General features: G+C 59.2%; 15 protein-coding genes. 9 read left to right on the top strand and 6 right to left on the bottom strand.

Annotation, left to right across the window (positions count from 1 at the left end; genetic code table 11):
* Positions 1-99: 99 nt before the first annotated feature.
* Positions 100-1,005 carry a LysR family transcriptional regulator gene (locus HKK54_RS18960; RefSeq protein ID WP_010176254.1) on the top strand — a complete coding sequence of 302 codons (906 nt, stop codon included), beginning with the start codon at positions 100-102 and terminating at the stop codon, positions 1,003-1,005.
* Here the strand turns inward: HKK54_RS18960 and HKK54_RS18955 are convergent.
* Positions 1,002-1,625, bottom strand: coding sequence for an HAD family hydrolase (locus tag HKK54_RS18955; RefSeq protein WP_010176255.1), 624 nt, complete (start codon positions 1,623-1,625; stop codon positions 1,002-1,004). The two genes, HKK54_RS18960 and HKK54_RS18955, sit on opposite strands and share 4 nt — an antisense overlap.
* A 196-nt stretch (positions 1,626-1,821) precedes the next feature.
* Between HKK54_RS18955 and HKK54_RS18950 the strand changes: the two genes are divergently transcribed.
* A complete protein-coding gene (locus HKK54_RS18950) occupies positions 1,822-3,054 on the top strand; it encodes a CyaA/EF/ExoY family adenylyl cyclase toxin (protein WP_237150958.1) in 1,233 nt (410 codons plus the stop codon).
* Positions 3,055-3,119: 65 nt separating this feature from the next.
* Here the strand turns inward: HKK54_RS18950 and fabV are convergent, their stop codons facing one another.
* Positions 3,120-4,313, bottom strand: a complete 1,194-nt coding sequence (gene fabV, locus HKK54_RS18945; protein WP_010176257.1) for an enoyl-ACP reductase FabV — start codon at positions 4,311-4,313, stop codon at positions 3,120-3,122.
* 385 nt (positions 4,314-4,698) lie between these two features.
* On the opposite strand from fabV, the gene HKK54_RS18940 reads away from it, so the two are divergent.
* The gene (locus HKK54_RS18940; RefSeq protein WP_169387460.1) at positions 4,699-5,523 is read left to right on the top strand and encodes an aspartyl/asparaginyl beta-hydroxylase domain-containing protein; all 825 of its coding nucleotides are present in this window, start codon (positions 4,699-4,701) and stop codon (positions 5,521-5,523) included.
* 147 nt (positions 5,524-5,670) lie between these two features.
* Entirely contained in the window at positions 5,671-7,044 is a 1,374-nt protein-coding gene (gene ppnN / locus HKK54_RS18935; protein ID WP_003218868.1) for a nucleotide 5'-monophosphate nucleosidase PpnN, read from the top strand.
* 1 nt (position 7,045) lies between these two features.
* Here ppnN and HKK54_RS18930 read toward each other — a convergent pair whose 3' ends face one another.
* Positions 7,046-7,438: a RidA family protein gene (locus HKK54_RS18930; protein WP_010176260.1), complete on the bottom strand. Its 393-nt coding sequence runs from the start codon at positions 7,436-7,438 to the stop codon at positions 7,046-7,048.
* A gap of 114 nt (positions 7,439-7,552) precedes the next feature.
* On the opposite strand from HKK54_RS18930, the gene HKK54_RS18925 reads away from it, so the two are divergent.
* Both HKK54_RS18925 and HKK54_RS18920 read left to right on the top strand, forming a co-directional pair.
* Positions 7,553-7,807: a hypothetical protein gene (locus HKK54_RS18925; protein WP_169387459.1), complete on the top strand. Its 255-nt coding sequence runs from the start codon at positions 7,553-7,555 to the stop codon at positions 7,805-7,807.
* Positions 7,780-8,154, top strand: coding sequence for a hypothetical protein (locus HKK54_RS18920; RefSeq protein WP_169387458.1), 375 nt, complete (start codon positions 7,780-7,782; stop codon positions 8,152-8,154). Before HKK54_RS18925 ends, HKK54_RS18920 begins: the two co-directional genes overlap by 28 nt.
* A 15-nt stretch (positions 8,155-8,169) precedes the next feature.
* On the opposite strand, the gene HKK54_RS18915 is transcribed toward HKK54_RS18920, so the two are convergent.
* A complete protein-coding gene (locus HKK54_RS18915; RefSeq protein ID WP_169387457.1) occupies positions 8,170-8,499 on the bottom strand; it encodes a YXWGXW repeat-containing protein in 330 nt (109 codons plus the stop codon).
* A 158-nt stretch (positions 8,500-8,657) separates the two neighbouring features.
* Positions 8,658-9,557 (bottom strand): DMT family transporter, encoded by a 900-nt coding sequence (locus HKK54_RS18910; protein ID WP_169387456.1) that lies wholly within the window; start codon positions 9,555-9,557, stop codon positions 8,658-8,660.
* Between the two features lie 97 nt (positions 9,558-9,654).
* On the opposite strand from HKK54_RS18910, the gene HKK54_RS18905 reads away from it, so the two are divergent.
* Positions 9,655-10,503 carry a LysR substrate-binding domain-containing protein gene (locus HKK54_RS18905; protein WP_169389305.1) on the top strand — a complete coding sequence of 283 codons (849 nt, stop codon included), beginning with the start codon at positions 9,655-9,657 and terminating at the stop codon, positions 10,501-10,503.
* Here the strand turns inward: HKK54_RS18905 and HKK54_RS18900 are convergent.
* The gene (locus HKK54_RS18900; RefSeq protein ID WP_169387455.1) at positions 10,500-11,396 is read right to left on the bottom strand and encodes a LysR family transcriptional regulator; all 897 of its coding nucleotides are present in this window, start codon (positions 11,394-11,396) and stop codon (positions 10,500-10,502) included. The genes HKK54_RS18905 and HKK54_RS18900 overlap by 4 nt on opposite strands.
* Before the next feature lie 97 nt (positions 11,397-11,493).
* Between HKK54_RS18900 and HKK54_RS18895 the strand changes: the two genes are divergently transcribed.
* Together HKK54_RS18895 and HKK54_RS18890 are read left to right on the top strand one after the other, a co-directional pair.
* Complete coding sequence (locus HKK54_RS18895) at positions 11,494-12,159, top strand: NADPH-dependent F420 reductase (protein WP_169387454.1); 666 nt, start codon at positions 11,494-11,496, stop codon at positions 12,157-12,159.
* 114 nt (positions 12,160-12,273) lie between these two features.
* Positions 12,274-15,201 carry an HD domain-containing phosphohydrolase gene (locus HKK54_RS18890; protein WP_169387453.1) on the top strand — a complete coding sequence of 976 codons (2,928 nt, stop codon included), beginning with the start codon at positions 12,274-12,276 and terminating at the stop codon, positions 15,199-15,201.
* Positions 15,202-15,233 lie beyond the last annotated feature (32 nt).

Here is a 15,233-nt window from a genome sequence, read left to right as displayed (position 1 = left end):
TCAGGCTCCAGTGCATCGTTGTGATGGCACCAGTATCGTTAGCCACCCGAGCTGGATAAACTGCACAACACTGCGATCACTTTAAATCAGGGCTTGATAATGGATCTGTTCCAGGCGATGACGGTGTACGTGAAAGTGGTGGAAGCCGGCAGCATGACGGCCGCGGCTCAGTCGTGCGGCATGTCCACCACCATGGTCGGCAATCACCTGCGCGCGCTGGAACAACGCCTGGGGGTCAGCCTGCTCAAGCGCACCACACGCAAGCAAAGCCTGACCGAGTTTGGCGGGATTTATTACCAGCGTTGCCTGGAGGTACTGGGCCTGGTGGCCGACTCCGAGCAGATGGCCGAGCAAGCCAACAGCGACGTGCCCAAGGGGCTGCTGCGGATCACCGCACCGCCGGCCTTTGGCACCGAACGCCTGGCCCCGGCGCTCAGTGAATTTTCCCGGCGTTACCCACAGATCAAACTGTACGTGGTGCTGAGCAACCAGCGGATGGACATGGTCGACAGCGGCTTCGACGTGGCCATCCGCCTGGGCGAACTGGACGCGCCAAGCCTGATTGCCCGACCGATGCAGGATTACACCATCACCCTCTGCGCCTCTGCGGCGTATCTGGCGCGCCGTGGCACGCCTCAATGCCCCGATGATCTACAGCAACATGACTGCCTGGCGTTCGCTTACCCGGCGACCGACGATTGGCGCAACGCCGACAAGTTGTGGCGAATGCGCGGCGCCGAGGGCGAGGTGGAAATTCCCGTTTCCGGCTCGTTGACCATCAACAGTTCGCAGGCCTTGCGCCAGGCGGCGCTGGAAGGCATGGGCATCGTGATGCTGCCTGACGCACTGGTCGAGCCCGACCTGCGGGCCGGGAAACTGGTGGCATTGCTGACGTCCTACCAACTGCCCAGCCGCCCCATGCATTTGCTCTACGCGCAGGACCGCTATCGCCTGCCCAAACTCCGGGCGTTTGTGGATTTCGTCATGGAGAAGTGGGCGCGCTAGAGGTTCACCCCCAGCTCAATCAAGCGCTGACGTGTCTGCCCCGCAGACACGTGATGAATCCCCTGCCAACCCAGGGCAATGGCTGCCTCGGAATTACCGGCCACATCATCAATAAACACCACCTCAGCCGGTTTGATATCCGGCAGATGGGCGCGTACTTGCGCCAGGCTGGCGTGGTAGATCGCGGGATCGGGCTTGATCAGCTTGATTTCGCCGGACACGACGATGTCGCGAAAATACTGCAGGAAGGGATAGTGGGCGCGGGCATAGGGAAAGGTCTCGGCGGACCAGTTGGTCAGGCCGAACAGCGGCATTTTTGCTTCATGCAACGCTTCCAGAATCGCCACGCCCTCAGGCAATGAGCCACGCAACATCTCGTGCCAGCGGTCGTAGTACGCCTGGATCAAGGGCTCATGCTGCGGGTGTTCGGCAATCAGCGTACGGGTCGCCTCGGCCAGGCTGCGGCCGGCGTCCTGTTCGGTGTTCCAGGCCTGGGTGCAGACCGTGTCCAGGAACCGCTGGCGTTCCTGGTCGTCGGCAATCAACTGGCGGTAAAGATGGTGCGGGTTCCAGTCGAACAGAACACCGCCGAAATCAAAGACCACTGCGCGAATCGTCATAAGGACATCTCCGTTTCAAACACCTGCAGATGCGGGATCAATGGGTTGCATAAATACGTCTCGGAACACTTCAGATATTTCCGATAGCACGGACTAGACGGGTTACTTAGCGTCGACGGTGCAATCGGTCACGCATTTGTCTGGAAGGGAACTCCATAAAACTCACGACACGTCGCAACGAAGTTGGAGGTAACCCATGAACACTATTAATACTTCTCTTATTTCTCCATCAAGCGCCAGCAGAGCAATACTGGAAAATCGCCAAATTGAACAGAATGGCGGATCGGTCGCGCTGGAAAAGCGCTCCGTGGAGTCGGCTATCGAACGGGTCAAAGACCAGACCGGAATTGCGTCAAGCCATCTTGCACCTTTCCAGCGCCTGGCCGCTGAGCACAACACCATCATAGGGGTACGTGCGGTCGAGCCAGTGGCAACCGGGCTGATCGAGGCGGGGCATCCCACCAAGGACTTTCATATCAAAGGCAAAAGTGCCGACTGGGGGCCGCAGGCGGGCCTGATCTGCGTGGACCAGGCGCTCAGTAAACTGGAGAAGTTTTCTGAAAACAATCCGCAGAAAATCGCCAAGGCCAACGAGCAAACCGCCGGCTGCATCCAGGATGGCTATGCGGTTTCAGTTCCGTTGACGGTGTCGAGCAAGCGCCTTGACGACCTGCTGAAACTCGGCAAAATCGATCAACTCCAACCCGAGACCCCTGACGGCGTCATACGCTTCAATGCACAGGGGCCAAGCCAGCAAATGTACGCATTCGAAGGCAAGCGCCAATCACCCTTAGATAACGACTTTCAAATCACGCACCAAGGCAAGCCTGTCGAAGTGCTGGCAAAACCCGAAAGCGGCAAAGCCCTGACGGCTGACTATGATTTGCACTTGATCGGCCCTCACCTGAGTGACCTCGGCCCGCAAGACAAGCTACCCGTGCCGGATGTCGCCCACAGCGTATTTAAGGAGCGGATTGATGGCTACAAACAACGCAGTGCAGATCCCAGTCAATACAAGGCGCCAAATGAACTGCGCGAAGACTATGAAAGCGCTGGTCGTTTTTATCAAAAGGAAGACAGCAACATCGGCAATGCCACGTCGCGAATAGCGAACATGATCCCTGCGATCAATGAGGCGCTGGTGGGGAAGGGAGAATGGGTGGTTCACCACAATACGGACTCAGGGAGCCCGGCGGCTGATGTTGCTGCCAACTACCCGGTGACCTTTTTCCTGCCGGCCAAACTCGGACGGTTCGCCGAAATCTCCATCATCAATGACAGCAAGGAAATGGCAGAACTGATCCGGACAGCCAAAGACAGTGGTTACCACATGCCCTTGAACCCGCTGTGGGAAAAAGAAGTGGTAAACGTCAGGCGGCCCGCGTTCAGCGAGGCACAGGCGCGCCTCTCTTCATCCCGGACTGCCTGAGGTTGTGAAGTAACCAGCCGCGGCCTTGATAACACCTCTTCAAGGTCGCGGCCTGCTCACATCGCTCAGGCCTGAATCAGGCCCTGGATCTTCACGGTCGGATTGACGTCCGCGTCGTAGTCCACGCCGTCGATCTCGAAACCGAACAGACGCAGGAACTCCGCCTTGTAGCCGGCAAAATCGCTGATCTCATTAACGTTGTCGTCAGACACCTGATTCCACAGCGCCGCTACGGCGTCCTGAACCTTCGGCTCAAGTTCCGCGAGGTCGGCGCGCAGGCGGCCGTCGGCGTCGAGCTTGGGCTCTTTGCCATACAGGCTGTCCTTGAACAGGCCGTAGACCTGCTCGATGCAACCTTCGTGGGTGCCCTGCTCTTTCATCACTTTAAACAGCAGCGACAGGTACAGCGGCATGATCGGGATCGCCGAGCTGGCCTGGGTCACCACGGCCTTGAGCACCGACACACGGGCGTCGCCCTTCAGTGCAGCGAGGTTTTCGCGCAGGGTCAGGACTTTCTTGTCCAGGTCCTTCTTGGCCTCGCCGATGGAACCGTTCCAGTAGATGTCCTGGGTCAGCTTCTCGCCAAGGTAGGTGAACGCAGTGGTTTTGGCGCCTTCGGCCAATACGTCGGCGTCACGCAGGGCGTCGATCCACAGTTGCCAGTCTTCGCCTCCCATGACTTTCACGGTGCCGTCGATTTCTTCCTGGGTGGCCGGCTCAAGGGTGGTGTCGACCACGACGCCCTTGTCGGTGTTGATACCGCGCAGGGTCACGGCCTTGCCGATCGGCTTCAGGGTAGAGTTGTGCACCACGCCTTGCGGGTCGGTACGGCGTGGCGCGGCCAGGCTGTAGACCACCAGGTCGATCTTGCCCAGGTCTTTCTTGATGGTTTCGATGGTCAGGCGCTTGATCTCGTCGGAGAACGCATCGCCGTTGATGCTCTTGGCGTACAGGCCTTTTTCCAGTGCAAATTTCTCGAAGGCGGCGCTGTTGTACCAGCCGGCAGAGCTCAGCTTGCCTTCTTCGCCTTCTTTCTCAAAAAACACGCCCAGGGTGTCGGCGCCGCAGCCGAAGGCGGCGCTGATGCGCGCGGCCAGACCGTAGCCGGTGGAAGCCCCGAGGACCAGCACCTTTTTCGGGCCGCCTTCAATGGCACCGTGTTCGGTCACGTAGTCGATCTGCTCTTTGACGTTCGCTTCACAGCCAACCGGGTGAGCGGTCACACAGATAAAGCCACGAACCCGCGGTTTGATGATCATAAAATTTCTGCCTCTTCCAAGGTGCTGAAGGCCAATGGTGGCCATTACAGCGTCAATCGTACGGTTCATAGACGCCCGGAAAACCGAAGCGTCACGATAGTCGCAAATCTTCTGTTCACAAAATGCTATCCGCAACACTGCTGATCCGGCTATTAGCCGAGGTGTTTTAAAGGGACAACGGTAAAAAAATGTGCAGTGACTTCACAAATTTCCAGCATTTAAAACGCCACCTGAGCGCGATAACACCCTATCATGACCATATTATTTCGATATGTTTCAGCTCGGGCATGATGCCCCACGGGTTGACTGACTCCTTTGCCTGGCCTGCCAGTCGATCGCGGACGGTTTTGAAGCAATCGAAAACCGCCCGATGGAGCCAAGTTTCATGAGTAAGAGCGTCATCCGCAAACGCCTGGCGTCCGCCGCCTGGGTCCTTGGCGTATTGCTGTTCATCTATTGTTTCCCGAAAACCACCCTGGTGTTTCTGCTGCTGGTGGTGTTCTGCGGGCTGTATGACTTCCTGCGTAATGGCCTGTACGACGGCCCGACCATCAAGAAGTATTTCATCGGCAACGGCCGCAATACCTGGCTGCTGGCCCCCTTCAACACGCTGTTTGACCTGTTGAGCCAGCGCAATCGCCACGTGTACAAGATGAACGACTTGCCTGCGGCCTGGCGCGAAGACCTGCAAAAGGTGATCGACGACGCCATGGCCAACAAGGACGAAATCATCCAGTACCTGGATGAGCGCATGGCCGAGAAGAAGCGCGGCATGCTGTTCTTCCAGTGGTACGGTCGCCCGATCGAAACCACCCTGGATATCCCGCAACTGCGGGAAAAACTGCCCTATGTGAAAACCATCGGCGTGTCGGTGTTCAATGAAAACCGCTCCACCTCGTTTCACTTCGGCCCGCTGCGCATGATGTTCCGGGTGCTCTACAACATGGCACCGGCGCCGCACCACGACGGCGTCTACATCCAGGTCGGCAAGCACAAGCACTACTGGCACGATGACCCGCTGTTTATCTTCGATGACACGCTGATGCACGCCTCCTTCAACAAGAACGACGCCAAGCGCTACTGCCTGTTCATCGATATCGTGCGGCCAACCCTGGTGCCGTCCGTGCTGAACGGCCTGATCGCCGGCTTTGCCGGAGCGGTCTTTACCTTGCGGCGGTTTTTCTACAAAAACTGGAAGCTGATTCAGTAACTTCTGCGGCATGATGGTGCGCGACGGTGTTTGCGCTCGGCTCCAGTGCCGGGGAAAATGCCAGTCCAATGCGACCGAAAACGGCGCGCACTATCCTCAAGCCACTGGCCTTCCATGGTCCGGTGGCTGTGCTTTCAGGGAATCAGAATGCCCCAAAGACAAGTCATCAATGCCTCCGTAAGCCCTAAAGGCAGCCTTGAAACGCTGTCGCAACGTGAAGTCCAGCAACTGAGCGAAGCCGGTACCGGCAGCATCTACACCCTCTTCCGTCAATGCGCCCTGGCCATCCTCAACACCGGCGCGCATATCGACAACGCCAAGACCATCCTCGACGCCTACAAAGACTTCGAAGTACGCATCCACCAGCAGGACCGCGGCGTGCGCCTGGAACTGCTGAATGCCCCGGCCGACGCCTTCGTCGATGGCGAAATGATCGCCAGCACCCGGGAAATGCTGTTCAGCGCCCTGCGCGACATCGTCTACACCGAAAACGAACTGGACAGCCAGCGCATCGACCTGAGCAGCTCCCAGGGCATCACCGACTACGTGTTCCACCTGCTGCGCAACGCCCGTACCCTGCGCCCGGGCGTGGAGCCGAAGATCGTGGTGTGCTGGGGCGGGCACTCGATCAATACCGAAGAATACAAATACACCAAGAAAGTCGGCCACGAACTGGGCCTGCGCAGCCTCGACGTGTGCACCGGCTGCGGCCCCGGCGTGATGAAAGGCCCGATGAAGGGCGCGACCATTTCCCACGCCAAGCAACGCATTACCGGCGGGCGCTACCTGGGCCTGACCGAGCCGGGGATCATCGCCGCCGAGGCCCCGAACCCGATCGTCAATGAGCTGGTGATTTTGCCGGACATTGAAAAACGCCTCGAAGCCTTTGTGCGTGTCGGCCACGGCATCATCATCTTCCCGGGCGGCGCTGGCACCGCCGAAGAGTTCCTGTACCTGCTGGGCATCCTGATGCACCCGGACAACCGCGACGTACCGTTCCCGGTGATCCTCACCGGGCCGAAACACGCCGCGCCGTACCTGCAACAGTTGCACGCGTTCGTCGGCGCCACCCTCGGCGAAGCGGCTCAAGCCCACTACCAGATCATCATCGACGACCCGGCTGAAGTGGCACGGCAGATGACCGTCGGCTTGAAAGCGGTCAAACAGTTCCGCCGCGAGCGCAACGACGCGTTCCACTTCAACTGGCTGCTGAAGATCGACGAAGGCTTCCAGCGTCCGTTCGACCCGACCCACGCCAACATGGCCAGCCTGCAACTGAGCCACGCCCTGCCACCCCATGAACTGGCGGCCAACCTGCGCCGGGCGTTCTCCGGGATCGTGGCGGGCAACGTCAAGGACAAGGGCATCCGCCTGATCGAGCAAAACGGGCCGTATGAGATTCATGGCGACCCGGCGATCATGAAACCGCTGGATGAGTTGCTGAAAGCGTTTGTGGAGCAGCACCGGATGAAACTGCCGGGCGGCGCTGCCTACGTGCCGTGCTACCGCGTGGTGCAGTGAGTCAGCGCTGAACCGCGACGCACTTGATCTCCAGCAGCAAGCCTGGATTGGCCAGTTCTGATACGCCAATGACCGTCCAGGCGCACAACCCTCGGGGGAACAGGCGGTTTTTCACCTCACGGAAAACCGCCATGTGCTCGCTCAGGTTCACGTGGTAAGTGGTCATGTCGACCACGTCTTCGAAGGTACATCCCCCCTCCTCCAATACCAGCCGCAGGCTTTCCCAGGCGGCGATGAATTGCGCCTCGGGGTCGGTGATGACTTCCAGGTTTTCCGTGCGGCCGACCTGGCCTGCGCAGTACAACGTCTTGCCGACTTTTACGGCCGGCACGTAGCCGGCGCGCTCGACGATGGGCTGCATGGAGGTGGGGATGATGAGGTGGCGGTCGGTCATATGTTGTATCTCGTTGAGCAGCAGTATTCGATGCCGGGAAGAACGCGGTTGGGCTATCTTTTTACCGCCTAGCGCCACTCAGCGCATCCAAAATTTGCCCAAGGGACCTGATCCATGAACAACAAACCTGAGCCTCAACTAACAACATTCAGCGTTCAAGCGCTGAAAGGTCTGATTCGTTGCCCCGACAAACCGATCAGCATTGATCAGATGACACAAGCCTGCGCCAAGCAGGCATCAAAATCCTCCTGGCTGGCTGGAACTCTCTTTCACGGTTCGCGTAACCTTTGGCCTATCCACGTCATAGGCATGACTACTGACCCAAATCTGGAAGAACCAAAATGCGCGAACTTCCGCTACTTTTCCTGACGCTGATGCCCTCCCTCGCCCTCGCCGAGGCCATCACCTGGCCCGACCTGCCCTCCACCTGCTTCGTCAGCGGCCGCTCCGCCACCAGCCAGGATGTGGATACCGGTTGTGCGGCGTTTCTGATCAATGTGAAAGGCCAGGCGGCAGGCACGCCGATCAAGCTGGATATCCCGCAATACGCGATGCATGTCGACGAAGGCACAGGCAAGGAAACACCGGTGATCCTCATCCAGGCGGAAGAGAGCGGCGATATAAAAGCGGTCGGTTACAAGGAGCTGGGCACCGGCCAGTTGGGCGCGGCGCTGCTCAGGGAAGTTCGGCTTCTGGGTACGAAGAAGCCGATTTAAGCCACGCAAATACGGTCAGCGAACCCAACCACCGCCCTGCCAGTGATAGCCATCACTGCGCTGTACCCAATGCGGATGCACATAGCGATAGCCTGGACGCTCCGGCTCCCAGTGACCATGCACCGCCACATAACGCCCGCCTTCCCAACGCCAGTAACCGCGCGACCACAGGTAGCCTGGCCGCCCTTCAGGCTCGACCTCGATGACCTGCACCGGTGGCGGTTGCGGCGCCACGACTTCTACATATTCACGCTGCACCGGTCGTCGATCATGCACGACCCGCTCCTCTACACACCCGGAAGCCGCGACGACCAGGGCCGCCAATGCTGCATAACGTAACAACATACAGAATCCTCAGGCGTCACCGCCCAGCGTTTACACCAGTAAAAAATGCCCCCTTGTTCCAGCCGCGCTCCTGCTTGGCTATAAGACTTTTTAACAGGTGCCAACTGTCAGGTTGCTGAACCCGCGGGCAGACGGCAGGTAAAGAAAAACTGACCTTTTCAAGAAGTACACGCTGCGGCCGGTTGTTTCAGACGCACCAGAATCAGCCCTGCCACCACCACGGCGATCCCTATATACGTGGATGCATAAATCACGTCGCCAAACATCAGCGCGGCCCATACCAATGTCACGGGTGGCTCCAGGTACACCAGCGCCGCCACGTGGGTGGCCGTCATCACCCGCAACAACATCCACAGGCTCAGGTAAGCCAGGAAGGTAGAAAACACCGTCAGCCAAATGATGGAGATCAACACGTCGGGAGCCCGGGGAATGCTCAGCGTGTCGGTGTATAACACTGCGGCGGCAAAGCCGATCAAGGTCAATAACGACTGGATAAACAACGCCAGGGCAAGGTCGCCGGACTGAACCTGGGCAGACCGTCGTTCATACAGCGTGGCCACAGTCAGCCCCAGCGCCGACACCAGGGGCAATAAGTACATGAGCCACCCGACGTCGGCCCCGCTGTTGCGGTATTGCCCCGAGATCACAATCGATACGCCGGCAAAACCGATCATCAACCCCAGCCACTGCCAACCGCCACTGCGCTCGTTCACGCTGCCCGATGACAAAGCCGCCGTCATCAACGGTTGCAAGGCCGCGATGATCGCCGCAATCCCCGGCGGCAATCCGTTCTGGATCGCCACATAGACACAGGTCAAATAGAGAAACTGCGAGAGAAAACCAACCACCGCGTGATGGCGGATCCGGGCCCGGGAAACCTTCAGCAGCCGCACGTTCAAAAACAGCGCCAGGCACACAGACACCAGCAAAAAACGCCAGAACAGCACGTTGAACACCCCATCACTCCGGGCCGCCAATTTCGCGCCGATAAAGCCCGAACTCCACGACAGCACGAAGACTGTCTGTAACAGCAGCAGCCCTAAGGTCGATCGCTTCATTGAGCCTCCGGTTCGCGTGATTGACCGAAAGGCTAAGTGCTGCGCATGATTCTGTATATTTGAATAAGCTGCACCACTAATCCATAAAAGTGGAATTATTAGCAAGCAACTGAACATCGACCTGTTGCGCACCTTCCACGCGGTGGCCCGCTTCCAGCGATTCAACGAAGCCGCCAACCACGTGCACCGCAGTGCCTCGACCGTGACCACCCAGATTCAAAAACTCGAAGACCAGGTCGGCCAACGCCTGTTCAACCGCAGCAACCAAGGGGTTGAGCTGACCATGTACGGCAAGAAACTCCTGGGTGAAACCACCGAATTCCTCAAGAGCCATGACCGCTTGCTGGCATCCCTCACGCCGCAACGCATGCAGGGCAAAATCCGCCTGGGTCTGCCTGACTCGTACGCGCCGGATTTCATGCAGGACTTCCTGCCCCGCCTGGTCGCCGACAACCCACTGCTGGAATTGGAGGTGGAAGCACGCTCTAGCGGCGAACTGTTGACCTTGTTCGGCAGCCAGCAGCTGGATCTGGCCCTGGTTGTCAGCGCCCAGCCGTTGGAACAAGGCGAGCGCCTGGGAGAGATCCAGCCGTTGTGGGTCGCCGCCGAACACTTCAGCTATCCACCGCAGGCGCCTCTGCCGATTGCCGTGCAACTGACCGGCTGCCCTTATCGCGCCGCGGCGATTCGGGCGCTGAAGGAGCACGGCACTTACTATCGCGTGCTGTTGGAAAGCGCCAGCTCACCCGCCGTTGAAGCGTGCATCCGCAGTGGCATGGCGGTGGGGTTGGTAGAAGAAAGCCGGATGGGCAAGGGATTGACGCGGGAGATAGCGGGGGTTGAATTGCCGCCATTGCCGGTGCATAACCTGTACCTCCTTTGCGACAGCAGCAACCTGTTGGCGCTGCATGTGTATGAGCAGGTCAAAACCGGCTTCAGCGTCTAGGGCGGGCCGAAACGCAGCAGTACCGCCTCGACGAATTGCCGCAGCTTGGCGGTGCGCTGGCGGTTCGCGGTGTAAAGCAAATGCATCTGTCGGCTTGGCGCTTCAAATTCCGGCAGCACGCGCACCAGTTCGCCGCGTTTCAGGGCCGAGCGTAAAAAATCCTCAGGCCCCAGCACAATGCCAAAACCATCCAGCGCTGCAGTCATCAAGGCCCGACTCTCATTCACGTGCAGGCGGCTGGTGACCTGCGCCTTGTGCAAGACGGCGCCCTGGTAGAACGACCATTCGCGATCGACCGGGCGCGACCAGTAGGCGTATCCCAGGCATTCGTGGTGTTCAAGGTCTGCGGGAATCAGGGGCGTGCCGCGCTCGGCCAGGTATTTCGGTGCCGCGCAGACCACCAGGCGGTAGGGCTGCAGCGGCCGTGCGGTGAGGCTGCTGCTCGCCAGAGGGCCGATGCGGAACGCCACTTCGTAGCCCTCCTCCACCAGATCGACAAACCGGTCGGTCAGGTGCAGGTCGATTTCCACCTCGGGGTTGTCCCGTAAAAACCCGGTCACCAGTGGCATCAGGCTGTAGGAGCCAAAGGTCACCGGGGCGCTGATCTTGAGCGTGCCCCGCGGCGTGTCATGCATGATCTGGGCAAGGGAGTCCGCCGCCTCTGCCTCTGTGAGGATGTGTTTGCAGCGCTCGTAGTACGCGCTTCCCAGCTCCGTCAGGCTTTGCCGACGGGTGGTGCGGTTGAGCAAGCGGGCACCCAGCCGCTGCTCCAGGGCCATCACATGCTTGGCCACCATCTGCGGCGACATGCTCAAGCGCTCCGCCGCACGGGCGTAAGAACCCAGCTCGGCAGCCATCACAAAGGCACTCATGCTTGAAAGGCGGTCCATCATTCACCACTCCCAGTAACAACACCAAGCCCAGAACGGCCATTTATCCTCATCCAGTAGCCAATCATCATAACCACTCTCTCAATCCAGGAGCACCAACATGAACATTGGCATCATCGGAGCAGGCTTTATCGGACGTGCCGTTGCGCAATTGGCATTGGCAGCCGGGCATGAAGTGATGTTGAGCAACTCCCGTGGCCCCCAGACGATGAGCAGCGTGGTGAGCGGCATTCGTGGCGTTCAAGTGGGCACGGCGCAGGAAGCGGCTGAATTTGGCGAACTGGTGCTGCTGGCCATTCCGTTCGAGCATTACCCCAGCGTGCCGGCGCAGTGGCTGGAAGGCAAAATCGTGATGGATGCCAACAACTACTACCCGGATCGCGATGGCCGCATTCCTGTGCTCGACCGTTTTGAAACCACCACCAGCCGGCTGGTGGCCGAGCACCTGTCGCAGTCGACAGTGGTGAAGGCGTTCAACGCCATCCGTGCGCCAGAGTTGACCCAGGATGCCCGCAGCCGCGGCGCACCCGACCGGCGTGCGCTCCCGGTGGCGGCGGATGATCCGGTCGCCAAGGCGCAAGTGATCGCGTTGCTGGACGAGTTTGGCTTCGACGCGGTGGACGCCGGCGGGCTGGATGAAAGCTGGCGGTTTGAACGCGCCAAGCCTGCGTACTGTGTTGCGCTGGATAAAGAGGGGCTGAAAGCGGCCTTGGCGGCAGCAGAGCGGGAGGTCGAGTTGCCGCCCGTGGAAACGCCCAAACGCTAAACCCTGGAAAAAAGGCCGCCGACCGTTCTCGGTTCGGCGGGCCTCCACGCACTCCTGGCCCCGCAAATACGACCTATAGTCACACGACGAGCAATTTCGAAGGGTTGCTGCAAAATGCCATCTCGTCGCGTCCCCCTTTACGTGCATATTTCCTACCTGTTCGTCGGGTTGCTGCTGCTCTTTGCACTGATCAACCTCAGCTATCAATTCCTCCAGACCAAGCGGTTCATGGCCGATGAAGCGCGCTCGCGCTTTGAGATCGCCGGGCAACTCACCCTCAAAGAGCTGCAAAGCCTGTATGGGCCCGCCGAACTCACCGTTGGCCTGCTGTCACAGCAGCGGCTGATGAGCGCCACCACACTGGATGCACGCCTCGACAGCCTCCCGTTTCTGGTGACGATGCTGAAGGCGCAGCCGGCGGTCCGGGGTGTTTACATGGGGTATGGCAATGGCGACTTTTTCATGTTGTTCCGCGGGAATGAAAACCCGACACAGGACCCCACGCTAGCGCCGCCACCGGGTACCGCCTGGACCCTGCAGAACATACAGGCACAGGGTGGCAGACCCGTCGGCGAGTACCTTTATCTGAATGCCGAACTGTCTGTCATGGAGCGCCGGCCCGACCCCACCACTCAGTTCGATCCCCGTACACGCAGCTGGTACACAGGCGCGAAATCCGCAGGAAACTTATATGTCACACCGCCCTACCCGTTTTTTGGAACCGAGGAGGTGGGCGTCAGTTTTGCTCAGCCTACGCAAAATGGTGCCGGGGTGGCTGGCATCGACATCAGCCTGCACTCGATCGACCAACTGTTGCTGTCGACCAAAATAACCCCGGGTTCACACCTGACCCTACTCAATACGAAAAACGAGGTGATCAGTTCTGAAAAAGGCTCGCGGCTGATCGCCACCGGGAAGGGTGAAAATCGCCTGGCGCATCTTGATGAGTTGAGCCTGCCAGTGACTCGACAATTTGTGGCAGCGGCCACCGCACAGCGCAGCGACCAATTGAGCCTCAGTACCGCCGATGGCGAATGGCAAGGCATGCGTGTTGAACTGCCGTTGGCGGGTACGCAAAACCTTTCATTATGGATGACCACGCCGTATCGGGAGCTGATGGCCAGTGCCATTGCCACTCGCAATCACGGCTTGTTCATCTCCCTGGCATTTCTGGCCGTGAGCATCCTTGTGGCCCTGGCAATGTCCCGGGCGGCATCCCGGCCGTTGGCGGCGTTGACCCGCCAAGCCACACAGATAGAACAATTCAACTTCGACGCCTCCACCCCGGTTAAATCGAACATCGCCGAAGTCATCGACCTGGCGCACGCCATGGACAGTATGAAATCCACCATTCAGCACTTTCTGGAGCTCTCGAGAGTGCTGTCCAGCGAGACTAACTTCCAGAACCTGCTGGCGCGTTTGTTGATGGAAATGCAAGGGACCACCGGGGCTAAAGGCGGCCTGATCTATCTGGCTGATGCCAATGCCAGCCACTTGAAAGTGGCGCGAGTGCGTTGGGGCAATGAGTTACAGGAAACAGCCGAGGATAAGCCGATTGAACTGGCCGATAACCCGAGCCACCCACTGGTACAGGCGCTCAATACGCCACAGGCGAAGCCTGAGCGGTTAAGCCGCGAACAACTGCAGGCTCACTTTGGTTTTCTGGGGGATATCCAGACGTCACTGACGCTTTGGGCTTTACCGCTGAAGGACCGGAGTGGCCTGTTACTGGGCGTCCTCGTGTTGCTGGTAGACGAGAACGAACGCCGACTGACGCCCTCGCTCATGGCCTTCGTCGAAGCACTGTCGAGCACCGCCGCCATTGCCCTTAACACCCAACACCTGATCGACGAGCAGAAGACTTTACTCGAGTCGTTTATCCAACTGATTGCCGGCGCGATCGATGCCAAGAGTCCCTACACCGGCGGCCACTGCCAGCGCGTACCCGAGCTGACCAAGATGCTTGCGCACGCGGCCTGCAATGAAAAAGACGGGCCACTCAAGGATTTCGCACTCAATGAAGAGCAATGGGAGGCGTTGCATATCGCGGCGTGGCTGCACGACTGCGGCAAAGTCACCACGCCCGAATACGTGGTGGATAAAGCCACCAAACTTGAAACGCTGTACGACCGCATCCATGAAGTGCGGATGCGCTTCGAGGTGCTCAAGCGCGACGCCGAACTCGATTACTGGAAGGGCATCGCTGCCGGCGGCGCAGCCGAAACACTGCACACCGAACTGACTGAAAAACTCGCGCAACTGGATGACGATTTCGCCTTTGTTGCCCAATCCAATATCGGCGGAGAGTTCATGGCGCCGGACCGCGTCGAACGCATGCAGAAACTGGCCACCTGCACGTGGCGGCGGACACTGTCGGATCGTATCGGCATTTCCAACGATGAAACTGCCCGCAAACAACGCTCGGCCGAGGCAGCGCTTCCCGTGATGGAGCCCTTGCTGGCAGACCGTCCCGACCACTTGTTCCCGCGCAGCAGCCGCGACACCCTGGGTGACGACAATCCCTACGGCTTCAAGGTCAAGGTCCCGGAACACCTCTACAACCGCGGGGAGCTTTACAACCTGTGTATCGGCCGCGGCACCCTGACCGAAGAAGAGCGCTACAAGATCAACGAACACATCATCCAGACCATCAGCATGCTGGAAAAACTGCCGTTCCCGCGCCACCTCCAGGACGTCCCGGAAATAGCCGGCGGTCACCACGAAAAAATGGACGGCAACGGCTACCCGAAACGCCTCACCCGCGAGCAAATGAGCTGGCCGGCACGCATGATGGGGATCGCGGACATCTTCGAGGCATTGACCGCCGCCGACCGGCCCTACAAAAAGGGCAAGACGCTATCCGAGGCGATCAAGATCATGGTGGGCATGAAAAAAGACCAACACATCGACCCGGAGATTTTCGACCTGTTCCTGCGCTCGGGCATCTACCTTGAGTACGCCAGGCGTTACTTGCCCGACGAGTTGATTGATGCCGTGGATATCCAGCCCTACCTGGACGTGAACCGGACTGAAGACGCTTGATCCGCAGCCAACAAAAAGCCCGCTGACCGTTA

Origin of the sequence: Pseudomonas sp. ADAK13 (assembly GCF_012935715.1) — a bacterium.
Lineage (GTDB): Bacteria > Pseudomonadota > Gammaproteobacteria > Pseudomonadales > Pseudomonadaceae > Aquipseudomonas.
The sequence above is the reverse complement of the archived record's forward strand: the minus strand, read 5'-3'. Positions and strand labels throughout refer to the sequence as shown.

Coding starts and splice junctions, on each gene's coding strand:
- HKK54_RS18915 (WP_169387457.1), bottom strand. CDS start 8,499: ATGTTGTTACGTTATGCAGCATTGGCGGCCCTGGTCGTCGCGGCTTCC.
- HKK54_RS18920 (WP_169387458.1), top strand. CDS start 7,780: ATGCGCGAACTTCCGCTACTTTTCCTGACGCTGATGCCCTCCCTCGCC.
- HKK54_RS18895 (WP_169387454.1), top strand. CDS start 11,494: ATGAACATTGGCATCATCGGAGCAGGCTTTATCGGACGTGCCGTTGCG.
- HKK54_RS18930 (WP_010176260.1), bottom strand. CDS start 7,438: ATGACCGACCGCCACCTCATCATCCCCACCTCCATGCAGCCCATCGTC.
- ppnN (WP_003218868.1), top strand. CDS start 5,671: ATGCCCCAAAGACAAGTCATCAATGCCTCCGTAAGCCCTAAAGGCAGC.
- HKK54_RS18960 (WP_010176254.1), top strand. CDS start 100: ATGGATCTGTTCCAGGCGATGACGGTGTACGTGAAAGTGGTGGAAGCC.
- HKK54_RS18900 (WP_169387455.1), bottom strand. CDS start 11,396: ATGATGGACCGCCTTTCAAGCATGAGTGCCTTTGTGATGGCTGCCGAG.
- fabV (WP_010176257.1), bottom strand. CDS start 4,313: ATGATCATCAAACCGCGGGTTCGTGGCTTTATCTGTGTGACCGCTCAC.
- HKK54_RS18910 (WP_169387456.1), bottom strand. CDS start 9,557: ATGAAGCGATCGACCTTAGGGCTGCTGCTGTTACAGACAGTCTTCGTG.
- HKK54_RS18940 (WP_169387460.1), top strand. CDS start 4,699: ATGAGTAAGAGCGTCATCCGCAAACGCCTGGCGTCCGCCGCCTGGGTC.
- HKK54_RS18950 (WP_237150958.1), top strand. CDS start 1,822: ATGAACACTATTAATACTTCTCTTATTTCTCCATCAAGCGCCAGCAGA.
- HKK54_RS18955 (WP_010176255.1), bottom strand. CDS start 1,625: ATGACGATTCGCGCAGTGGTCTTTGATTTCGGCGGTGTTCTGTTCGAC.
- HKK54_RS18925 (WP_169387459.1), top strand. CDS start 7,553: ATGAACAACAAACCTGAGCCTCAACTAACAACATTCAGCGTTCAAGCG.
- HKK54_RS18890 (WP_169387453.1), top strand. CDS start 12,274: ATGCCATCTCGTCGCGTCCCCCTTTACGTGCATATTTCCTACCTGTTC.